Source organism: Bacteroides sp. BFG-606, from assembly GCF_024788145.1.
Classification (GTDB): Bacteria; Bacteroidota; Bacteroidia; order Bacteroidales; family Bacteroidaceae; genus Bacteroides; species Bacteroides vicugnae.
In genome coordinates this window covers 2482133-2503803 of the sequence record NZ_JANUIL010000001.1, presented here as the reverse complement: position 1 = coordinate 2503803, position 21671 = coordinate 2482133, and the positions used below count along the sequence as shown (strand labels likewise).

Here is a 21671-nt window from a genome sequence, read left to right as displayed (position 1 = left end):
AGACATAATAAAAGCCTATTTATCAAGATTCCAACTGATAAAAACAGCCTGAAAGTATCTTTTTACTTTCAGGCTGTTTTTATCTCCTCTTGATTACTTTTTCACTACCTTTGCTCCCACAAACAATAATTCATGAGCATGAAAGAAAAACTTGACTTTTCAGAAGTCCCTTATCAATACTCGATGTGCCTGAACCGACAATGTCCGAAAGCCGACACATGCCTTAGACAACTCGCCGAACAAAGTGTACCGGAAAAGGTCGAACATTGGACAATTATTAGTCCCAAGCGTTTAACTACTGTAGAAGGAGATTGCCCTTATTATCGTTCCAATATCAAAGCGCGCTATGCAAAAGGATTCATCGGCATCTTGGAAAGCCTGCCCCATAAACAAATGGAAAGTGTAATCACACACCTAATGAGTTTTTTCAGTCGCAGAACCTATTACCGTGCCCGCAAAGGTGAACGTTTACTCTCTCCCGCCGAACAACAGCAAGTGCTGAATATCCTTAAGCATTGTGGTGTTTTACAACCACCTAAGTTCGATAAGTATATCGAAGCTTATGACTGGTAACAAGCCTTAAATGCCATGACAGTGCCACCATATTGGCACAGTTGTGCCATCGAAGTGGCACGCTTGTGACAAGGCGATGGCACAGTCGTGCCACCACGGTGGCACAAATCATTAAAACCAAGGATAGCTATTAAGAAGCAAAAGAAAAATCCTCCTGCTCTACCATTCTATATAAGTAAGGTAAAGCAAGAGGATTTTGTCTAAAGATGATAAGCAATGAATAAAACAGCTTTATTCTGCTGAACGATGCCGGATAGTAACGGCTTTATTTGTTTATTTATAAACAATAGTCGTTGCGTCATTTTTAGTTAGATTCGGAATCTCCTGGCCTTTTTTCAGATAAAGAGTTTTAACTTTATTACTACGGTTAGCATTTAAGGTCGTTAGCATTGGACATTCTGAAACATCAATAGAAGTCACATTGTCATAACTTTCGTACCATGAAATAATGCTTAAATCTAAAGATTCCAACTTACTGCTACTAAATTTAAGGCTTTCTGCATATGAATACGCATAAGTTCCCCCTGCATTAAAACTGGGGATTGGATTATCTCCTAAATTATATTCTTCGCAATATCTCGCGTTACTTAATGATAATGATTTCACTTTATGTAAACCTGAAATATCAAGCTTCTTCATATTTGTGCAATATCCCAAACTTAATGAAGTGAGGTTCGGGAAGTTTTCTATTCCCGTAAGATCCGTGAGTTGACTAGAATATGAACTATTTGACAACGAAGTAGCGTTGAGTCCTGCTTCTAAAATAATGCATTGAGAACCTGCAATTGAAAGAGCCCAATTATTTTTTACCACAAGCGCTCTAAGGTTTTGGTCCGGAATACTTACTAATTCAACGTCAGGATCCTTTTGTACTACAGCGATATCACTGGCTAACGTATTATTTGTATTAGTAATCCGGACAAGACCTCCACGTGTGTCTGTAGCACCACTAAGAGTATAAGTCAAAGTTACTGTTGTCAAGCCATCATCTCCTAATTGCGGTTGAGAAACCGATTGTTCGGTAATCCATTCGTCTCCTTGTACAATTGAAGCCGTATATTCAACATTATATCTTACCTTGAATGAAATGGTACGCGCTGAAAGATCATACATCAAAACGTCCGTTTCCGGAATAATAGCTTCCGTTCGTTTTTGGTTTACATTGACGTTTACAGGGTTCGTAACAAGTGGACTTGAAATAGTGATGGTAGCAGAACGTTCTTTATAAGTTACATTTTTTGCAGCTTTAAATGACAAGGTAACTTTACCACCAAAATCACTCCGTTTATCAAATGCCAACCATTCTTCACCCCCCTCGCTATAAGTAATGACAGGTTCAGCGATATTTGTATTGAGCTGAATTTGTATAGCATTTTCTTCTCTTGAAATCGACAAGTTATCATCAGAAAGTAAATCTATAATATAATCAGGCAAAGTTTCTACCTGCAAAGGTGCTACAGCAGAACCTGTAAAAAATTTGAAAGTCGCCGTACGCTTCTCGTCCAGTGTATTAGGATCAATTGTAAAAGTGACTACGTCACCATCTTTTCCTGACATAACCGACGGGTGTGCCCAATCACATACACCCGCCAGTCTCCAATCTCCCGAACTTGCCACTGTAACAGTAATGTTTCCTCCATTTTTATCAGTCTGGATAGTATTGGTAGACAATGAGATAGTAGCCTCACTCCCATTGATCGATTCATCATCATCGGAACAACCCCACAACATGGTAGCTGCCAACAATGTTATCATTATATTTTTTAGAAAGTCCATCTTTTTCTGTTTTTAAGGTGAAATATAAACTTCTGTTAGAGAGCCTTACGCTCTGTGCTATTTTTACTGTAATAGTGGCTCGGGTAAACGAGTTCTTCGTCATACAATCCTCTACATACGCTCTGGCAACGAGATACCTGCGACCTATATAATGAAGGATCAAGCGCAAAAAACATATAGTATCCATACCCGGCTTCTTTTTTAGAACGTGCCGTTGATTCACTTGAATTTCCGCTACCACGGCGAAGCTCAATCGACATGCCGCCACATTGTTTCAGTGTCATACCAGTACCAGGGCTTGCAGAGCCTCCATAATCAGCTACAGCGTAATCACAATATTGACCGGGATCAACACCATCAATAATCTGAAGGCTATTTGAGTACATTGCTCCAAGATTGTAGAGCGAAACAATCTTTTCAGGCATCGCCAATTTGCACTCATACATTAACCGTGAACCTGCATAGGCAGACTGACTTGCAAGCCATGGATTAGATAAATCCGGTGAGCTTGAATATTCATCGTCAAAAGCAACACCATCCAGATTGTATGCACGACAATAGGCTGCCAATTCCCTAGCAAACTCTTTAGCTCCCATATCCGAAAGTTGGGCTACTCCTGCTTCATCATGGTTACCTAAGATACTGATGATGACTTTCATACCAACCTTACGAAGTGGTTGTAGATATTTGTCATTATTGTCAAGCAAGAATTGAACATTTTCGTTGTTTGACAGATACACACGCTTCTTTTCAGGATCCCAGTTAATGTTAGCAGCAAAAAGCACTATATGATCAAAATAATACTTACCACTTTCTGTCAGAAACTCCAGTGCATTGAGTGGATTGGTATCATTAATCTCGAAGTAAAGTACCATCTGTACCGCATCTTTTCCTTTGTTGGTGTTAGGCTTGTTACGGTAATCTTGCACAAGAAGTACCATATGTTTGGATGATTCGGTCAATGTAACTCCTTCTGTTGTTGATGTAGCTGTCAAAGGAATGATATATGTTTCATCTTCTTTCATTCCTTCGAATGCGGTGAGAGTTACTTTTACACTCGGAGTATTTTTATCATCCGGCGCAAGCACAAAAGTACCATTATTGGCTATTTTGACGTTGGCTGCGGGAAAGGCTTTGAAATCAGTCTCATGGACAGCATTATAAGTAGCCACATATGATTCATCAACAGCTATTTGAACATCTACTCCTTTTTGAGGAAGTTTGGATAGCCGAAACACTACGTTAGTACTGTGTTCATTGTCACGGAGCTCCACAACAGAACTGTTTTTATTAGTATTTTCATCCAGTAGTAAACCGTTTAACTGCGTGGATGTTAGATAAGGAGATTCATCAATCCTGCTTCCTACTACAATATCATCTTCACAAGATGTAAAAATTGTCATGGCAAACATTGCCAATGGCAGAAAACTATGTTTGATATTATTTATCATATTCGAGATTTTATGAGTTTATTATTGAGGTAATGAGACGGACACCCAATTAGGTTCGTTTTCAATTGTCAAGTCATAGCCACTCGTACTGTAATCTTTTGCTACAGTTCCCGAGCCTTCGTTGAATTTCCAATAAGCGATAAGTCCTTCTGAATCAGGTTCTACTGTATAGAAATGATTGGCAGATTGGATTTCCTCTGCAGTAAGTACCCGGTTCCAAATTCTAGCTTCAGAAACAACTCCATCAAAGTAACGGTCACTTGAGTAAGCGTAACCTACCCAAAAACAACGTGAACCATCTTCTTCATTCGTATGTTTAGCTCCCAGATTAACGGAAGTTTTAGATACAGAGTCTGAAAGTTTCTCTACTCCATTGACATACACTTTAATGGCACCCCTATTAAAGGTAACAGCTAAATGATACCATTTGTCACTTTCAAACTGGAGATCTGTGCTTGTACAATTTCCGCCAGATGTAGCCACTTGTAATTGGTTGGATGGAACGCCAGCATCACCAAGGCGTAATAAGTAGTTACCTTCAATACCCATTAATGTATTTAATGTATTGGGGAACGAAGTAGCTTTGAACAAAATTTCCATTGTCTGCTCTGTCAAATTATTGAATTTAGAGTCATTATTAAAGTCGGGATAAGCACGATTTCGACTAATATTACATACTACGTTAATGAGTGATGCTCCGCGGAATACGTAATAATATGTTTTGGCACTTTGTAATATCCCAATTCCCTCCACAGATTTAATAGTTACAGGTAGTACATAAGTTGTTTTGAGGTCAAGCTCGCCTGTATTGGTGAATTCAATAAACACTTCAGGACTGACTATGCTACCGGACTTTATGCTTGTAGTAGTTTCAGGCATGGAATAGTGCTCTTCAGGCAGAAGTATTGCATTTTCATCATAATATGCCATTTTGTAAGTTGACAAAAGTTCAGGAGCGGGTGCCATAGTTACCATGATATCATGTTCTTCAGGCTTGGCTAAAGCAACGGAAATACCAGCTTCCACATTTGTATCACCAGCTTTAAAAAGTATTTCTTTAGTAAAGTTGGATGCTGAAATGAAAAGCTTGTTATCATAGTGTTGCTCGTTTTCATCATTATTCTGGCAACTGCCGAGAAATACCGAAAAACCGGCAAGGGCAGTGATTATTAGGTTGTTTAGTTTCATAAGATGTTGTTTATTTAACGGTTGGACTCAATATATTAATGGCTTCTTTTATAGTCGGATAAATGTTGGCAACATTAAAGTAGTCTTTTTCCGCTGCATCAATCGAGATTCCTGCCTTGGTATAGTCAGAAGTTTTTGAGACAGCCCATTGAGCTGCTCCTATGATAGCAGACGAACCATCGCCTAGTTCCCCATTATAACTCCCTGAATTGGTAAGATAAGGAGTAGTCACCCCCATCACAAAGCGGTCAGTAGGCACATCCTTGGCAGATGCCATTAACACGAGATATGACATTTCATTTTGATTCTTGGCACCATGTGCATTGATAATAATATACTTACAATCAGCAAATAACTTCTTGTCGATAACATTTTGCGGAGAACCTTTGAAAATAATTGTTTTATCCATATTTGAAGCTTTCCAATTAGATACCACATCAAAAAATGCCGCTTGACGTGCTGTTTCAGCAGCTATTTCGCTTTCCTCAACCAGTGAATTAAGGTCAAAACCTGTATAGTTTGCTACAATTCCGTCTACTCCCAAAGCACTGCTTGCTGCAACTTGTTTAGCCACTTCATCCTTACAGTATTCAATAAAGCGTGTTGCATTATCAACAGGTTCTTCTTCTCCCTCATTCTCTGTTTCATCGGAAACAGTTTGTACATTGGCAGCTTCCTCATCAAGGTTTTTTTTCCATGCACTTTCTATTTTATCGAAATCTACCAAACCTAACACTTTTGTACCTAACCGACGCACCTCTTCCATTTCAGATGCATTTACTTCGCTCACTTCCATGATATTATTCAAGCAAATGTAATCAATACTGTCGGGCATATCAGTAAGATGTTGGCTGCGCGAGGTTGGAATAGTGCTTACATTGTCAATTGAAGTAATCACAACCTGATGTTCTGATGTCTTGAATTCATTAAGAGACTTTACGTATTGGGCGTAAAGCTCAGGGTTCTGTTCCTCAATAGTCGGCGTATTTAGTTTAATACTTTCTACATCTGTCCAGTCGGAACAAGATGCTACAGCAACCAGTGTCATTGCAGAAAACAATGTTTTGAATATACTATTTCTCTTCATATTCGTTCAATTTTCTTTTGATATATAATTATTTGCAATCCCACCAAACATGAGTAGCCATTGAGTCTCCTTTTTTAGTCTTAGACTCTTGAGTCAAAGTCAAAACAGCAGCCTCCACGCTTTCTTTATTTTCACGATATTCGTCGGTCGGATATGGCATACGCCGCGCACCTTCTGTATCATCAACAATACCACTGCTGGCATTTGCCGCCATCGGCATCAACTTTGGATAGCCGGTACGCCGATATTCAGACCATGATTCCATACCATTCGGGAAATTGGCAATCCATTTCTGAGTAATAATCTGTTCAAGACTTTTCTCAAAGTCACCACCAGCCCATGCTACTGTAACAGCAGTATTAATCGAACCGGAATAATCATAAGTCTGCCCACTCTGTCCTTTTAATGGATCCTTGTAGCCTTCTACTTTTCCAGTATTCGCCAAATAGCTTTCTACTCCACTACTGATATTGTTTTCTTCAAATGACAAACGGATACCTGCTTCATAAAGGTCTTTTGGAGAGCCTCCCATATTCCACCCACGAAGAGCTCCTTCAGCACGTAAGAAAGCAACTTCTGAAGCACGGAATACAACAATGTTATCACTTGCAGCTACTTTCATACAAGAAGAACCTTGTGACCAGGAATTATACTGTCCCTGCAAAATGCCCCGACGCAATCCGACGTAACCTTCTTCTCCCGTATATGCATTTCCTGATACGGTACCAAAAGTACTTTTGTCATAATAGGCTTCACGACGAGGGTCATTATAACCATTCATGTAACAAGTTAAATCGGCTGAGATTCGTGCGTCAGACCATAGTACCATAAAACGTTGCCACGGATTATGATCGGCAACTTTGCGATAAGCACCGTCAGAGACGGTAGTCATTACACCTGCTTCTACAGCTTCTTCAGCCAACTGCTGCGATGTTTTTCCGTTCACATTGAATCCTGCTACGTAACAAGTACGCATCGCCATTCTAAGCTTCAAAGAGTTGGCAAACTTGCACCATGCTAATGTATTACCATTATAAATTCTGTCTGCACTTGAACTGAAACTCTGGCTAGCATATTTACTCAATACTGAGATAACATTATCCAAATCCTCAAACATCTTAGTATAAACAGCTTGCTGAGAATCATAAGGGGATTTGATTGCGTTAGCGGCTCCCACCTGTGAATAAGGAATAGGACCATATGTATCTGTTACACGTAACATAACAACAATGCGATATAGCTCGGCTAATGATAAGAATAATTCATCATCACTCTGATTCTTCAAATTAAAATAATCAGGATAGAACTTTGAATAGAAATCATTAAATGGAATTTTCTTCCAGTCATCCGAAGGATTATAAGTTGCATAACGACCAGACCAACCTGTTCCCAAATTAGAGTCTGCTACATATCCCGAGAATCCTCCTGCCATCAAACAGTCTACATACTGAGAAAAGTTTTCTTGTTCCGGCATCATTAAATCCTGCAAGTTAAGAGCTAATGACCTCACTAAATACCAATCTACCCCCATATCATTCTGATCCGGTTCATGAGGATTCTTATTATAATCTTCAAAGTTTCCCGTACATGCAGTTGTACCAAAAAGAAACAAACCAGCGACTATAAACTGTATTATTGTATTTTTCTTCATCTTTTCAGTTTTTAGAATTTAAGTTTCAAATTGAATCCTACGCTACGAAGGCTAGGCATCATAAAGTAATCAATTCCTTGATAATAATTACCTGTAGTTGCCACTGACTCCGGATCGAAAGGAGCCTTACAGTAAATCATCCATAAATTACGTCCTACTAATGAAAGAGTTATATCCATTATGTTTTTCAGTTTTTTTCTTGGAATGGTATAACTTACTGAAGCTTCTTGCAGACGCAAGTTAGTGGCGCTATACGTATAGTATTGAGGAATACCACTGTCAGCACCGACTACTGAATACCATTTTTGTGCATCAATTCTATCATTACCATTTATCACAACCCCACCATTGTCACGGGCTGCCGCTGTTACCTCAGACACACCATAGGAATCAAGTACGGCTTGGGTTGCAGAATACACAACACCTCCCAAACGGGCTGTTAACAAGAAACCAAGCCCCCAGTTGCCATATTGGAAATCATTACGCCATGCCATATTAGCTTTTGGGAAGACAGAACCTAGATAAATGTCATCAACTTTATCGTTTACTGTCACATTTCCATCTTCATTTACATAAATCTTATTATTCGAATCGCGGAGTAAGTCGGACTGTGAATAAAGATCACCCAAAGAACCACCTACTTTTAAAATAAACCTAGCCTTTGATAAACCACCTACATCCATTCGGTCTTTTGTAATCTCTTCACCTGTCACAGGATTTATATACCCGTCAATCAAGCTTAATATTTTGTTTTTATTGGCGCTGAATGTATAATTCGAACTCCATGTAAATTTATTCCATGTATTTTTGTAACCCAAAGAGAGTTCTACACCACGGTTGCGTACATTACCAGTCTGTGCATAAAAAGTGCTGTATCCTCCTGTTGGAGAAAGTTTGGCATCCATAGTCTGGTTATAAGTCTTGGTATTGTAGAATGAAACATCCAAATTGAAGTTTTTCAGAAAGCGTGCAGTAAGACCAACTTCCCAAGAGTCTGTTCTTTCCGGTTTCAAATCATATAATGGATATGCAGATTGAGAAGAATACGCTCCGGTAGAAGTATTCCAAGAGAAAGTCGGATATGCTAAGAAACGCCCGAAGGGTAGACCAACAGATGCCCATGAAGCACGTAATTTCAAGTAAGAAATACTTTCAGGTAACTTAAACAACTCTGACAGAACAATAGAAGTACCTACTGACGGGTAGAAAAAAGATGCTTGTTTTGAGTTCGGGCCCGCCAGTTGGCTCGGCCAATCATTACGTCCGGTAAGAGTTAAATAATAAGTACTCTTATAGCCAACTTCCGCTGATGCAAATATAGATTGAGTCTGTTCACGATAACCGGTTTCCTCACGTTTACCTGTATCCTTATCCAGTTGGGCAACAGTGAAAAAGTTAGGAAGACCGTTTGCGGCAATCGGTCCACTGACACCAAGAGCTTCAGAACGATTATCGGAATAGGAAGCACCAATATTGGCAGTCAGGCTCCAATCCTCTCCAAATGTCTTGTTAATATTCAGCAACAAATCCGCGTATGTTTGTTTGTCACGAGTATTTGTTACTCCATAAAAACCATTTTTACCTTCAGCTATGGTTTCAATAGTAGAAGCATAGTATTTTTGTGTATATGTGTTATAGGAATTATCCAAACGTACACGCCCGGCTACATTCAACCAACTTAAGATATCATAACTCAAAGCTGCACTCAACATATAACGGTCTTTGTCATTTTCGCGCAAGTTACGGTAGTTGATCCAGTAAGGATTTTGCAAACGAAAAGAACCACCACCTTGCGGCCAGTATTGAGTATACATGTTACGTTCTAAATCATAACGTTCATACATCTTATAATCTTCCCAGTCGTTACCACGTGGAAATAAATAAGCAGAAGCCAATGGATTGGCATAGATACCTTGGTTTACCATATTACGGTCTTTCTGCATAATATATTGAGCCCCCACATCCAACTTCATTTTATCATCTAGGAAAAGAGTTGTATTACGGAATGTAAAGTTATAGCGTTCATACTTATTATTGGGAATAATTCCACGTGAATTAACCGCAGCAGCAGACAAATAAGTCTGATTGTGTTCAGTTCCGGTAGAAAGTGTTACAGACTCTGTTCCGATAAGTCCTGTTTGGAAATAATCACTTGCAGGATCGTATCCATAGTAATTGGCATCGTTCAGTCTCTTTCCCCAACTGGCATCTGTGCCGGATGTGCCATAACGATTTTGGAATTCCGGCATAACAAACTGGGATAACATTTCTGTATTACTGGATACCGTCAGAGATACACGCCCAACTTTTCCTTTCTTTGTAGTAATTACAATAGCACCATTGGCAGCATTGCTACCATACAATGCGGCAGCAGCGGCTCCGGATAAGACCGACATTGATTCAATATCTTCCGGATTAATATCTGCTATAGCTTCTGTGGAACCTTGTGATTGAAATTCTTCAGAACCACCTGAAGCACTTAAATTATACATTGGAATACCGTCAATTACATAAAGTGCATTGGAAGATTGTTCAATACCTCTTGATCCACGCATAACAACCTTACTTGCACCACCAATACCGGAAGAAGAAGAGTTGATGTTCAAACCTGCGACCTTTCCATTTAGAGAGTTGATAAAGTTTGCATCTTTTACAGCCAAAGCCGATTCGGCATCTACTTGTGTTACATTGTAACTCAAAGCTTTCTCTGAACGTTTGATACCTAGTGCTGTAACTACAACCTCATCAATCACTTGTGTATCGTCCATCAACGTTATATTGATAGAGGTCTGCCCTTTTAAAGGCACCTCCTGTGTCTTATAGCCAATATAAGAATAAATAATAATAGGATTATTACTTTTTGTGATTATTTTATAATTACCATCTAAATCCGTAATAGCGCCATCTGTTGTTCCCTTTACTAAGATACTAACACCAATTAGAGGTTCACCCTTAGAATCCAATACTTGTCCGGTTATAGTACGTTCTTTTCCACTTTGCTGTTGTACTGGATTAGAATCCCCCTTTTCAGATAAATAAATAATATTCTCTTCTATTTTATAAGAGACTGCCTTATCTTTAAGGAGTGTACTTAATACTTGCTCCAAAGAAGCGTCCTTCACTTTAAGAGGCTCAACCGTAATGGTTGAAAGTTTGTCATTATAAAAAAACTGATACTTTGATTGTGATTGAATTTGCTTGATTACAGTGCCTAAAGTTGTACGGGGAGTTGATAAGGTCAACTGCGCCATAGCCCATTGTACAGGAACTGCCAAAAACAAAAAGACTAATAAAGCCCGAAATAACTTCGAGTTTCGAAGCGAATGTTTGCTTTCCATACATTTTATTTAATGGTTATACATTTTATTAAACTCTCAAGGATGGTGTCGACTTCCCCTCCTCTGTTAATAAAACAATGCTAAAATAATAAACACTTAGTCCGATTTATCTTTTTTAAAAAAAAATCTTTTCCAAGAGAAAATAATTTGCGGGGTATGCGTGCCAATGCTTACGGTTCACACATGATTTTTACTATGGCCTCCAACTGAGACAATTTTGAAACAGTGCAATTACCGACTATGCAAAGAATAGCTCGCTCTTTCTAGGATGAAGAACTAGTATTCGACAGTATCAAATCTCTCAAAGACTGGAAATAATAAACTTATTAAAATGAAACTGAAGATATGAAAACAATAAATAAGTTATTAATGGTTATGTCTATCCTGCTCCTTGTAGGGTTGATGTAATGATGACAAACAGGAGGGAATTACAACAGAACCAATTTCTAAATTAGAAATAGAACAGGAAAATATAAAAGTAAAGATTGGTAGCGAAAATAAGGAGACTATCAGTATTACACAAGGAGGTGGTGAATACAACGTATCTTCACTAAATCTGTATATTGCCCAAGCTACGATAGAAAATAGTGGAACCCAAATAGAAGGTTTTCAAAATGTTGGAACAATAATTATAGTATCAAACAAAGACGGAAGATTCCGTAAACTGTCTGTTAGTGTTTATGCCACCGACATATTGGAACTAGACAAAGAAAGCATCGAATTTATTACCAGACTTGAATATTCAGACGAAGCAACAATCAATGTTACAAATGGAAATGGAGAATTATTCTATAACATCTAATAATAAAGTTGCAATATCTCAATACAAAAAGTAAGTTTGTAATAAGAAGGTTCTATAAATAAATCCTCCATGATGTGTATATGAAAAATGAAGGGCTTTTAAAAAAGTTTTGAGATAAAAACATCTTAATCACTCCACCTGTTCTTTCGGATAATTCACCAAATACAATGTTTTTGTCGCACGAGTAAAAGCCGTATACAGCCATCGGAAATAATCAGGAGTCAAATACTCATCCGTCATATACCCCTGATCTAAAAATACATTCTGCCACTGCCCACCTTGCGCTTTATGACAGGTTATTGCATATGCATATTTCACTTGCAATGCATTATAATGCGGATCAGCTTTCATCTTTTTCATCCGGTCTCTTTTGATTGGAATATCTATATAGTCCTCAAGTACTGTATAAAATAATCGGTCATTGTCTTCTTTTGATAATGCAGGTGAATCCGAATGCAAAGTATCCAATAATAGATTTGCATCCAATTCAAAATCATTCTGGTCAGGAAAACGGAGAGTGACTTCCGCAAAACGAAAGCCATATATGTCACGAGTTCGACGAACACGCCGGACAACTGCTATCTCGCCATTCGCTATAAAATCCATCTCCTTATATTTCTCTGTCCAATAGTAATTATTTCTAGCTATCATCAACATATCTCCTGAGTTCAATTCATCTTCACGCCAAAGAATTTGAGCACGTATTCCATTATTATATAGGTTTGCACGCTTATTAGAACGACAGACAACAATCGTTTCATCCATACCATCATGATCATAACAATTAGTCAGTTCCTCTATCAGTTCCGTTCCCGGTACCAGTTTAATATCAGGAAAGCCTGCTATTTTTATTTTAGGCAAAGAATAACAATCATCCTCCGCTATCAATCGCCTCAACTGTGTGGCATTCCATAATATTCCGGATTCTTGCACCTGACGAACTACTTGAGTAAGATCAATCTCACGTACTTCAAGCCCATACCCCTTCAATGCATCGGAAAAAAGTGCCGGGCTTAACTCCTCTCCTACCGGAGGAAGCTGCGCAGTATCACCCATTAACAAGAGACGACACCCCTGCCCCGAATAAACAAATTGCACTAAATCGTCCAATAGACGACCTGTTCCAAACACACTCCCCGACAGTCCTTCGTTTGAAATCATGGAAGCCTCATCAACGATGAATAAAGTATTTGTAGCCAGATTGTCATTGATCGAAAAATTACTAAGCTCATTCGAAAAAGACTGTTGCCTATATATTTTTTTATGAATGGTGAAAGCCGGATGTCCTGCATATGTTGAAAAGACCTTTGCCGCGCGCCCTGTAGGAGCCAACAATACAGATTTCTGCTGCAATTGATCCATGGTTTTCACCAATGCCCCTACCAATGAAGTTTTACCAGTGCCGGCATAACCTCTTAAGATAAAGACTTCATCCGCCAGTGTGGACAGCAGAAACTCTGAAAGAGATTTTACAGCAATTTCCTGCTCTAAAGTTGGTTGATAAGGAAAATTTTCCTTAATTTGCCTTTCTAAATAGTTATTTATCATTTTTGTACGAGAAAAAAGTTCGAGGAACTATCGTATTTAAATTTATTTATTCTATTTTTGCGATGCGAATATAACAACTAAAAACATAATTTATCATGAAAACAGTATTTAATATTGTATTGGTGCTTTGTGCTGCTGCACTGATTTACATCTGCTACACCAGCATTATGGGTCCTATCAATTTTGAAAACGCTAAAAAAGACAGAGAAAAAGCAGTCATTGCCCGTTTGATCGACATCCGTAAGGCACAGCAGGAATACCGTACGCTGCACCGCGGAATGTATACAGACAAATTTGACACATTGATTGACTTCGTTAAAAATCAAAAATTGCCGTTCGTTATGAAGATGGGAATGTTGACCGACAAACAATTGGAAGACGGACTGACTGAAAAGAAAGCTATGGCTATCATCGAAAAAGCAAAGAAGACAGGCAAATATGATGAAGTTAAGAAATGGGGACTTGAAAACTTCAAACGTGACACTATGTGGGTAGCTGTTATGGATACTATTTTCCCGAAAGGATTCAACCCGGATTCTATGAGATACATCCCTTACGGAGGTGGTGCTCAATTCGAAATGAATGTAAAAAACGATACTGCTAAATCCGGTGCTCCTGTATACTTATTTGAAGTAAAAGCTCCGTATGAAACTTATTTGAACGGACTTGACAAGCAAGAGATTATTAATTTAAAAGATGTTCAGAGCAAATTGGGTAGATACTGCGGTTTGATGGTAGGTTCTATCGATACTCCGAACAATGGTGCTGGTAATTGGGAATAATGATTGATTTTACTAAATCAAAACAATATACTTTATCCATCCGTCTTAGTACGGATGGATTTTCTTTTTCTATCTATAACCCGATTCATGACGATTCGCTTTCAATCATAGAGAAAGAGATAGACGCTTCTCTATCCCTAACAGCAAATCTAAAGGCAATCTTCCACGAATCGGACTTCCTCAATCATCCTTACAAACGGGTAAACATTATGATGGCAAGTAAACGTTTTACAATCGTGCCATTAGACCTTTTTGAAGAGGAACAGGCGGAACTTCTATTTTATCACAATCATCAGAAAAAAGAAAACGAAACGGTACTCTACAATATTCTAAGAAAGAATAATGTAGCTGTCATTTTCGGTATAGACAAAAGCGCACAGATCTTTTTGAATGAACAATATCCCGAAGCTCGCTTTTATTCTCAATCTACTCCGTTTATCGATTATTTTTCTGTAAAAAGCAGATTAGGAAACAGTAAGAAGATGTATGCTTCTGTACGCAAAGACGGTATTGACATCTATTGCTTTGAACGGGGTCATCTACTTCTGTCTAATTCTTTTGAATGCACGCATACAGAAGACCGTATTTACTATTTATTGTACGCTTGGAAGCAACTGGAATTTAATCAGGAGCGGGATGAGCTACATCTAACTGGAACACTTTCCGAGAAAGAAGTTTTAATGAGCGAACTGAAAAAGTTTATCCTACAGGTATTTATTATGAATCCTGCAACTAATATTGACATGCAAGCCTTATTAACATGCGAGTAATCAGCGGTATTTACAAACGAAGAAGATTTGACGTGCCCCGAACATTTAAAGCACGTCCTACAACAGATTTCGCCAAAGAAAATCTGTTCAATGTACTCAACAACTACATCGATTTTGAAGAAGGAGTCACAGCTCTCGACTTGTTTGCCGGAACCGGAAGTATTAGTATCGAACTGGTATCCCGCGGATGTGACCGGGTTATTAGCGTTGAGAAAGATCCTGCGCATCACTCGTTCATCTGCAAAATCATGAAAGAGGTGCAAACAGACAAGTGTCTGCCAATACGCGGAGATGTATTCAAATTTATCAAGAATGGTCGCGAACAGTTCGACTTCATCTTTGCCGATCCTCCTTATGCATTAAAAGAGTTGGAAACAATACCTGAATTAATCTTCCAAAACGATCTTCTCAAAGAGGGAGGATTATTGGTACTGGAACACGGAAAAGATAATAACTTCGAAGATAATCCACATTTCATAGAGAGAAGAGTGTATGGAAGTGTAAACTTCTCACTGTTCAGATAAGTTTTCCAATCAATCTCATCACTATTAAAGTAGCGGAGCCAATAAACGCACGATAGACTCCGCAGCTTTTTGTCTCCACGAACGTCTGACCCAATTCTTAAAAAAGATTTGTGTACTTTCTCGCTGATCCTGAAGAAATATCTCTTTCATTTCAAGGGCTGTTTCTACGTCATACATAAAGGCATTCACTTCAAAATTGTGCTCAAAGCTACGAAAGTCAACATTAGTAGACCCCACTGTGGAAAGCATGTCATCTGAAACCATGAGCTTAGAATGCAGAAAGCCCCTCTTATAAAAATAGACTTTAACACCTGCCTGCATCACATCTGCCAAATAAGAACGCGATCCAAGATGAGTAATCCAATTATCGGCACGTTCCGGTAACATTAAGCGCACATCTACCCCGGACAATGCAGCTGTTTGCATAGCAGCTAATATTTGCTCTGTAGGCAAGAAATAAGGGGTTTGCATATAGAAATATTTTTTTGCACTGGTAATGGCAACCGTCAAGCCCTGCATGATTTCTTTCCAGGGTCCGATAGGCTCACTCGTGACAATTTGCGCTAAAGAATTTCCACAAGAATCAATCTTTGGAAAATAACGGGAAGCAGTTATCAGCGTACGGTCTACAAAATACCAATCGAGCAGAAAAGCCGTTTGCAGACCGTGCACAGCCTTCCCTTCCAGCATGATATGCGTATCACGCCAAACTCCCCAAGAAAAGCCACGCATATAGCGTTCTGCCAGATTCATTCCCCCAACAAAACCCACACGCCCGTCAATGACAACAATCTTTCTATGGTTCCGGTAATTCACTCTACTGGTAAATAAGGGAAAACGTACCTTTAAAAAGCTCCTGACCTCTATACCGGCATTACGCATTTCTTCGAAAAAGCGGTTAGGCACATGCCAGCAACCTACATCATCATAGATCACCCGCACTTCAACTCCTTGAGAAGCCTTTTCTATCAGTACGTCTCTGACCAGACGTCCAATAGCATCATCCTCAAAGATATAATATTCCATATGGATATGCTGCTTCGCTTTTTGTAGTTCGCGCAATAATGATTGGAGTTTGGTATATCCTTCGGTATAGATTGCCACGCGATTTCCCTCAAATGGAAATGCCTGATTCGTTTGCTGGAAAAGTTGAATAAGACGGGAGTATTCATAGGGAACATCCGAACAATCCTGTGCCAGATATTCGGCCATTGGTTTCTTTAATAGGCGGTCATAACTTTTTTGCCCGATGATACGCTCACGACGCTGGCTCCGGCCAAAGAAAAAATAAAAGACAAGCCCGACAATAGGTAAGAAAAGTAATATGAGTATCCATGCCATCGTTTTAACCGGATTCCGGTTGTCAAGAATGATAATGACAATCGTACCGATAATGGCTCCAAAATAAAGAATATCAAAAGCTACTGTTGCTATCTGGCTAAGCATATAGTTCCAATCAATCATAGGAATCTCCTTTCATACAGATACTGAACAACAAATATAGAGTAAATTATCGGATTAACAAAGAAGTCCCGGTGACAACATTGAATGTTGTGCCGGGACTTTCTTCGTTTTATTTGAATCTATTACGCTACTTCAGAATGGTCTGCCACCTCCATAGCCTCCACCACGTGGGCCACGCGGACCACCACCATCAAAACCACCATGACGCATATTGCCACGGGCTTCTTTATTTCCAAAAATATTCAGGCGATAAGAGAAACGAAGCATACAATAACTATTAATTCCATTATATTCGGAAACAGAACGCATATCGGCTGTCAACGAACGGCTGATATTGGATTGCTGCCGCAAAATATCATATACTTCAAAACTGATGGTTGCAGCATTGCCTTTCAGGAAGTTCTGGGCAATCTGCGCATTCCAGATAAGTTCATTCTTATTCATACTAGCATCACGATAACCACGGCGTGCGTTATTAGTTATATTGGTTGACAACGTCATACTCCAAGGTAAAGAGATATTAGTGCTTGCACCATAACCAAATGTATAAGGTTCCTGGTTATTTTCCGGACGCAGTTTGTTTCGTTCAAAGTTATAGTTAATCGAACCATTCAAGGTAAATTCAAACCAGTCGTTACGAAAAGTTCCATTCAGATTCTCTCCTAAAGTCAATGTTGTACTGGTGTTCTTGTCATTTATCTTGGTATCGTCATTGAAAAGGTAAGAAACCGCATTGGTATAGTTGGCACGAGAGAAAGAATTTATAGTGAAACGCTTATCTTTCAATGCTGTATTGAACCCAAACATACCCATCGCATTCCAGTTTCCGTTGATATTCTCCGGTTTAACTGTTACTCCACCAGTACTCTGATTGTAAGTAGTGGCATTGGTAATATTGTTTTGAGTCATATTCAAGTTTGCATGAGCCATTATGCCACGCTGTTTATCTGCATTATAAGTATTGTAGAACAAACGCATAGAATGAGAGAAGGAAGGCTTCAATCCCGGATTACCCTTACGAATGTTCAACGGATTAGAATCATCGGTTACATCCAGCAAATTTTCCATACTCGGCTGGCTTGCACGTCCCCGATAAGTAAAGCGTAACTGGCTGACTTTAGAGAATCTGTAACGAAAATCAACATTAGGAGCAAAATTGAACACATTTCTTTTTACTACAGTATCTACTTCAGCTTTCTTATAATCTAATCTGGTATTCTGCGGTTGCAGAGACACTCCAAAGTTCAATCGATATTTCTCGCGGATAATATTCAACCCTGCATTAATATCATGGTTATAGTATTTATATTGAGCATATTTACTCAAATCTCTATCCTTATTCTCTTCATATCCTTCAGGTAGACCATCACCAAAATTCCAAAACCAATCCTGTCCTTTATCTGCATCAGGAATCAAACTGTACGTACTTCTATCGCTTTCACTATACTTATATTGAAATTTATAGCGGAACTGTAAAAAAGTAGCTCTCGCAATCGGCTCACTATAAGTCAGTTCGGCAGTATAATCATAACTTTTGGTTGGAGAAGTAGTATACTGTTTACGTTCATCATCTTCTTTTTTTGCATTATCATCAAAATAACGCGTCAATGATTCACTAAACTGTTCGCTATCATTATCTCCATAACTAAATGTACCACGGAAAGTGATGTTTCGTCCCTGATTATTCAATCTACGATTCAGCTGTAAAGAAGCATTTGCAGAGAGACTCTGACCTTCTGATTCTGATTCACTGTTGCTGGCGTTGACACGAATAGCTTCTAAAGGATCATCTGTACTTCCCCAGAAAATCTTATTCAAAAACTCATTAGGATTAGACACCAAATTAAATGGATCTCCATTAAAAGTACCCGATTCGGAAATAGAATAACTGTTAGACTTTCCATAAGAAACGTTCGGACGGAAAATGATGTTTGTCAATGTATCCGGTTTCCATTCCAAACGGAAGTCGGCATTGAAGTTTGTATTTTTATTACGGCCTTTACTGTTTGAGTTGGAGTACGAATTTCCATTTTGCAGGAAACGTTCCGAGTAGTTTGTAGATGTTGCATCCCGGTCACTGAAATTATAACGGGCACTACCTCCCAGTTCCAGCTTATCAGTCTGAGTAGCAAAGTTAGCTCCAAGCATCTTGGTAGCAGTCAAACCATTGCTATTCCGGAAACGAGGGCCACCACCTCCACCTGAGAATCCTTGATCGTTCACATTATTGGCCGAACCAATTAAAGAGAATTGGCTATTATCGACAAAACGGTTCAACATCAAGTTACTTCCATAACGGTCTTCTGTACCACCAGCAACACTTGCGTTACCAAACCAACCTTGATTCATTCCTTTCTTCACTTTCAGGTCGAGAACGGTTTCTTCTTCCCCATCATCTATTCCGGTGACACGTGCCAAGTCCGATTTTTTATCGTATGTTTTCAGTTTATCAATCATGTTGACCGGCAAGTTCTTCAATCCGGTTTTCACATCACCCCCAAAGAACTCTTTACCATCTACCATAATCTTCTTTACTTCTTTACCATTGATTTTGACATTACCGTCATCATCAATCTCTGCTCCCGGAAGTTTCTTTACCAATTCTTCGAGCATCGCTCCTTCCGGAGTACGATAAGCAGCCGAATTATATTCCAGAGTATCTTCTTTTACGGTCACCTGCGGAGCTTCGGCAGTAATCACTGCTTCTTTCAGCATAACAGCATCCGGATCTAATGCAATGGTCCCCATCTTTTTATCGGTGGCATTAGCAGATAATTGTACTGGTACGAGTTTGGTACGAAACCCGATATAGGAAACTTTCAACACATATTTCCCGGCTTTTACTTTGGGGAGAGTGAACCATCCCTGATTACTACTGGCTATACCAGCGGCATAAGCGCTATCAGGCAATGATAACAATTGAACTGTAGCCTGCGCTGCAGGCTCTTTTGTGTCGGCTTCCACCACACGTCCCGAAACGGTAATTACCTTATTCTGTGCAAAAATTGAGAAGGTGCATAGCAACATCAGCACCAACCCTGCTGAAAATCTTTTCATTTACCTTATTTACGATTATATTAGTAGCAATAACAATGTCTTTTTGACAAATCGAATCGCAAAAGGTTTAATTGAAAAGAAAATTATCTTTTAAAGAATCGATCAACAAGCGCTTTTTTAAGACCAAATTCCAAACAAAGCACATTAAAAACCAAAAAGGTCAAGAAAGAGGAAGTATCAACATTAATCACATCTCCTTGCATTACACGCCACAACATGCCACCAAAGACGAACAAGAATGTTAAAAAGATAGCATTACGAACAGCTGAATTACGAATCTGCTCCGTTTCCCGGCTCTCATTTTTACTGAATGCAAAGATTATCAACAAGCATCCTGCCATCATCAATAACTTTGTGCATTCTTTATAAAACAGCAAGTTATTATCGGTCACCACTCCCTGCATCACTAGAATAAAAGGGATGAACAGAGCTACCAACAAGACAACATATCCTAAAGGACGACAATATACAGGTAATAATGCTTTCATGATTGAACGTTTTAATGAGACAAAAGTAAGTAAAAAAAATATTTTATATACATTTGCAGAGTAAAAAAGCAAAAGAATCATGAGTAAACAAGAAGTTATTCTCTGCGAAAGCTTGGAAACGAGCCTCGGTCGTGCCATTGAGTTATGCCCGCATGACAAACTATTCGTCCTCACAGACGAGCATACCCAGCGTCTTTGCCTTCCTTCCTTAAAGGCATCAGGTCTACTGAAAGATGCTGTAGAAATCTGTATCGGAGCCGAAGACGTACATAAAACGATGGAAACGCTTGCCTCCGTCTGGATGGCATTAAGTACTCAAGGAGCTACCCGCCACTCTTTGCTTATCAATCTTGGAGGAGGAATGGTGACGGATCTCGGAGGTTTTGCCGCAGCCACATTTAAACGTGGTATTTCTTATATCAATATCCCCACTACTCTACTGGCTATGGTAGATGCATCAGTAGGTGGTAAAACAGGAATCAACTTCAACGGACTGAAAAATGAAATCGGTGCCTTTGCTCCGGCAAACAGTGTACTGATTGAAACAGAATTCCTGCGTACACTGGATGCATACAATTTTTTCTCCGGATATGCTGAAATGCTAAAGCATGGTTTGATTAGCAATACGGCACATTGGGTGGAATTACTCAATTTCAATACTTCTAATATTGACTATACAGCTCTCAAACAATTAGTAGGTCAATCGGTACAAGTGAAAGAAAACATCGTAGAACAGGATCCCTTTGAACATGGAATCCGCAAGGCATTAAATTTGGGACACACTGTGGGACATGCATTCGAAAGCATGGCATTGGCAGAGGAGCGCCCTGTATTGCATGGATATGCAGTAGCTTGGGGAATCGTATGCGAACTGTATCTTTCTCATCTCAAAGTAGATTTCCCGAAAGAGAAAATGAGACAAACGATCCAATTTATCAAGGACAATTATGGCGTTTTTACTTTCGATTGCAAAAAATACGACCAACTATATGCATTCATGACGCATGACAAAAAGAATACTTCAGGCACAATTAATTTCACTCTACTGAAGGATATCGGAGATATTTGCATCAATCAAACTGCCGATAAGGACACTATTTTCGAGATGCTCGACTTCTATCGTGAATGTATGGGAATTTAATCCGACACCGGAGAGATTACATAATAAAAGG

General features: G+C 39.1%; 15 protein-coding genes. 5 read left to right on the top strand and 10 right to left on the bottom strand.

Annotation, left to right across the window (positions count from 1 at the left end; translation table 11 throughout):
* Positions 1-138 precede the first annotated feature (138 nt).
* Complete coding sequence (locus tag NXV01_RS08985) at positions 139-573, top strand: DUF6078 family protein (RefSeq protein ID WP_167511841.1); 435 nt, start codon at positions 139-141, stop codon at positions 571-573.
* Positions 574-846: 273 nt separating this feature from the next.
* Here the strand turns inward: NXV01_RS08985 and NXV01_RS08980 are convergent, their stop codons facing one another.
* The 7 genes from NXV01_RS08980 to NXV01_RS08950 all read right to left on the bottom strand — a co-directional run bounded on the left by NXV01_RS08980 (position 847) and on the right by NXV01_RS08950 (position 13414).
* Entirely contained in the window at positions 847-2349 is a 1503-nt protein-coding gene (locus NXV01_RS08980) for a BACON domain-containing protein (RefSeq protein ID WP_195648582.1), read from the bottom strand.
* Positions 2350-2384: 35 nt separating this feature from the next.
* Positions 2385-3800: a BT_3987 domain-containing protein gene (locus NXV01_RS08975; RefSeq protein WP_148366471.1), complete on the bottom strand. Its 1416-nt coding sequence runs from the start codon at positions 3798-3800 to the stop codon at positions 2385-2387.
* Positions 3801-3821: 21 nt separating this feature from the next.
* Positions 3822-4988 (bottom strand): DUF1735 and LamG domain-containing protein, encoded by a 1167-nt coding sequence (locus tag NXV01_RS08970; protein WP_234132332.1) that lies wholly within the window; start codon positions 4986-4988, stop codon positions 3822-3824.
* A gap of 10 nt (positions 4989-4998) precedes the next feature.
* Positions 4999-6075 (bottom strand): glycoside hydrolase family 18, encoded by a 1077-nt coding sequence (locus NXV01_RS08965; RefSeq protein ID WP_259022219.1) that lies wholly within the window; start codon positions 6073-6075, stop codon positions 4999-5001.
* Positions 6076-6103: 28 nt separating this feature from the next.
* Positions 6104-7726 (bottom strand): SusD/RagB family nutrient-binding outer membrane lipoprotein, encoded by a 1623-nt coding sequence (locus NXV01_RS08960; RefSeq protein ID WP_148366474.1) that lies wholly within the window; start codon positions 7724-7726, stop codon positions 6104-6106.
* 11 nt (positions 7727-7737) lie between these two features.
* Positions 7738-11064, bottom strand: a complete 3327-nt coding sequence (locus NXV01_RS08955; protein WP_148366475.1) for a TonB-dependent receptor — start codon at positions 11062-11064, stop codon at positions 7738-7740.
* A 931-nt stretch (positions 11065-11995) separates the two neighbouring features.
* Positions 11996-13414 carry an ATP-dependent RecD-like DNA helicase gene (locus NXV01_RS08950; protein WP_195648586.1) on the bottom strand — a complete coding sequence of 473 codons (1419 nt, stop codon included), beginning with the start codon at positions 13412-13414 and terminating at the stop codon, positions 11996-11998.
* A gap of 95 nt (positions 13415-13509) precedes the next feature.
* Between NXV01_RS08950 and NXV01_RS08945 the strand changes: the two genes are divergently transcribed.
* From NXV01_RS08945 to NXV01_RS08935, 3 genes are read left to right on the top strand one after another with little or no spacing between them, the layout of a single operon-like run.
* A complete protein-coding gene (locus NXV01_RS08945) occupies positions 13510-14196 on the top strand; it encodes a hypothetical protein (protein ID WP_148366477.1) in 687 nt (228 codons plus the stop codon).
* Entirely contained in the window at positions 14196-14966 is a 771-nt protein-coding gene (locus NXV01_RS08940; protein ID WP_099146477.1) for a DUF3822 family protein, read from the top strand. Before NXV01_RS08945 ends, NXV01_RS08940 begins: the two co-directional genes overlap by 1 nt.
* Positions 14957-15490 (top strand): RsmD family RNA methyltransferase, encoded by a 534-nt coding sequence (locus NXV01_RS08935; protein ID WP_099146476.1) that lies wholly within the window; start codon positions 14957-14959, stop codon positions 15488-15490. The genes NXV01_RS08940 and NXV01_RS08935 overlap by 10 nt, the downstream gene beginning before the upstream one ends.
* Before the next feature lie 24 nt (positions 15491-15514).
* Here the strand turns inward: NXV01_RS08935 and cls are convergent, their stop codons facing one another.
* The 3 genes from cls to NXV01_RS08920 all read right to left on the bottom strand — a co-directional run bounded on the left by cls (position 15515) and on the right by NXV01_RS08920 (position 20499).
* Complete coding sequence (gene cls / locus NXV01_RS08930; protein WP_099146475.1) at positions 15515-16954, bottom strand: cardiolipin synthase; 1440 nt, start codon at positions 16952-16954, stop codon at positions 15515-15517.
* 132 nt (positions 16955-17086) lie between these two features.
* Complete coding sequence (locus NXV01_RS08925) at positions 17087-20011, bottom strand: TonB-dependent receptor (protein WP_099146474.1); 2925 nt, start codon at positions 20009-20011, stop codon at positions 17087-17089.
* Between the two features lie 83 nt (positions 20012-20094).
* A complete protein-coding gene (locus NXV01_RS08920; RefSeq protein WP_148366479.1) occupies positions 20095-20499 on the bottom strand; it encodes a hypothetical protein in 405 nt (134 codons plus the stop codon).
* Positions 20500-20578: 79 nt separating this feature from the next.
* Here NXV01_RS08920 and aroB point away from each other — a divergent pair, with 79 nt between their 5' ends.
* Positions 20579-21640 carry a 3-dehydroquinate synthase gene (aroB, locus tag NXV01_RS08915; RefSeq protein ID WP_148366480.1) on the top strand — a complete coding sequence of 354 codons (1062 nt, stop codon included), beginning with the start codon at positions 20579-20581 and terminating at the stop codon, positions 21638-21640.
* Positions 21641-21671 lie beyond the last annotated feature (31 nt).

Excerpts from the sequence above, each read along its gene's own strand:
- cls (WP_099146475.1), bottom strand. The coding sequence starts at position 16,954 with ATGATTGATTGGAACTATATGCTTAGCCAGATAGCAACAGTAGCTTTT.
- NXV01_RS08955 (WP_148366475.1), bottom strand. The coding sequence starts at position 11,064 with ATGGAAAGCAAACATTCGCTTCGAAACTCGAAGTTATTTCGGGCTTTA.
- NXV01_RS08945 (WP_148366477.1), top strand. The coding sequence starts at position 13,510 with ATGAAAACAGTATTTAATATTGTATTGGTGCTTTGTGCTGCTGCACTG.
- NXV01_RS08960 (WP_148366474.1), bottom strand. The coding sequence starts at position 7,726 with ATGAAGAAAAATACAATAATACAGTTTATAGTCGCTGGTTTGTTTCTT.
- NXV01_RS08985 (WP_167511841.1), top strand. The coding sequence starts at position 139 with ATGAAAGAAAAACTTGACTTTTCAGAAGTCCCTTATCAATACTCGATG.
- NXV01_RS08920 (WP_148366479.1), bottom strand. The coding sequence starts at position 20,499 with ATGAAAGCATTATTACCTGTATATTGTCGTCCTTTAGGATATGTTGTC.
- NXV01_RS08965 (WP_259022219.1), bottom strand. The coding sequence starts at position 6,075 with ATGAAGAGAAATAGTATATTCAAAACATTGTTTTCTGCAATGACACTG.
- aroB (WP_148366480.1), top strand. The coding sequence starts at position 20,579 with ATGAGTAAACAAGAAGTTATTCTCTGCGAAAGCTTGGAAACGAGCCTC.
- NXV01_RS08970 (WP_234132332.1), bottom strand. The coding sequence starts at position 4,988 with ATGAAACTAAACAACCTAATAATCACTGCCCTTGCCGGTTTTTCGGTA.
- NXV01_RS08940 (WP_099146477.1), top strand. The coding sequence starts at position 14,196 with ATGATTGATTTTACTAAATCAAAACAATATACTTTATCCATCCGTCTT.
- NXV01_RS08980 (WP_195648582.1), bottom strand. The coding sequence starts at position 2,349 with ATGGACTTTCTAAAAAATATAATGATAACATTGTTGGCAGCTACCATG.
- NXV01_RS08950 (WP_195648586.1), bottom strand. The coding sequence starts at position 13,414 with ATGATAAATAACTATTTAGAAAGGCAAATTAAGGAAAATTTTCCTTAT.
- NXV01_RS08925 (WP_099146474.1), bottom strand. The coding sequence starts at position 20,011 with ATGAAAAGATTTTCAGCAGGGTTGGTGCTGATGTTGCTATGCACCTTC.
- NXV01_RS08935 (WP_099146476.1), top strand. The coding sequence starts at position 14,957 with ATGCGAGTAATCAGCGGTATTTACAAACGAAGAAGATTTGACGTGCCC.
- NXV01_RS08975 (WP_148366471.1), bottom strand. The coding sequence starts at position 3,800 with ATGATAAATAATATCAAACATAGTTTTCTGCCATTGGCAATGTTTGCC.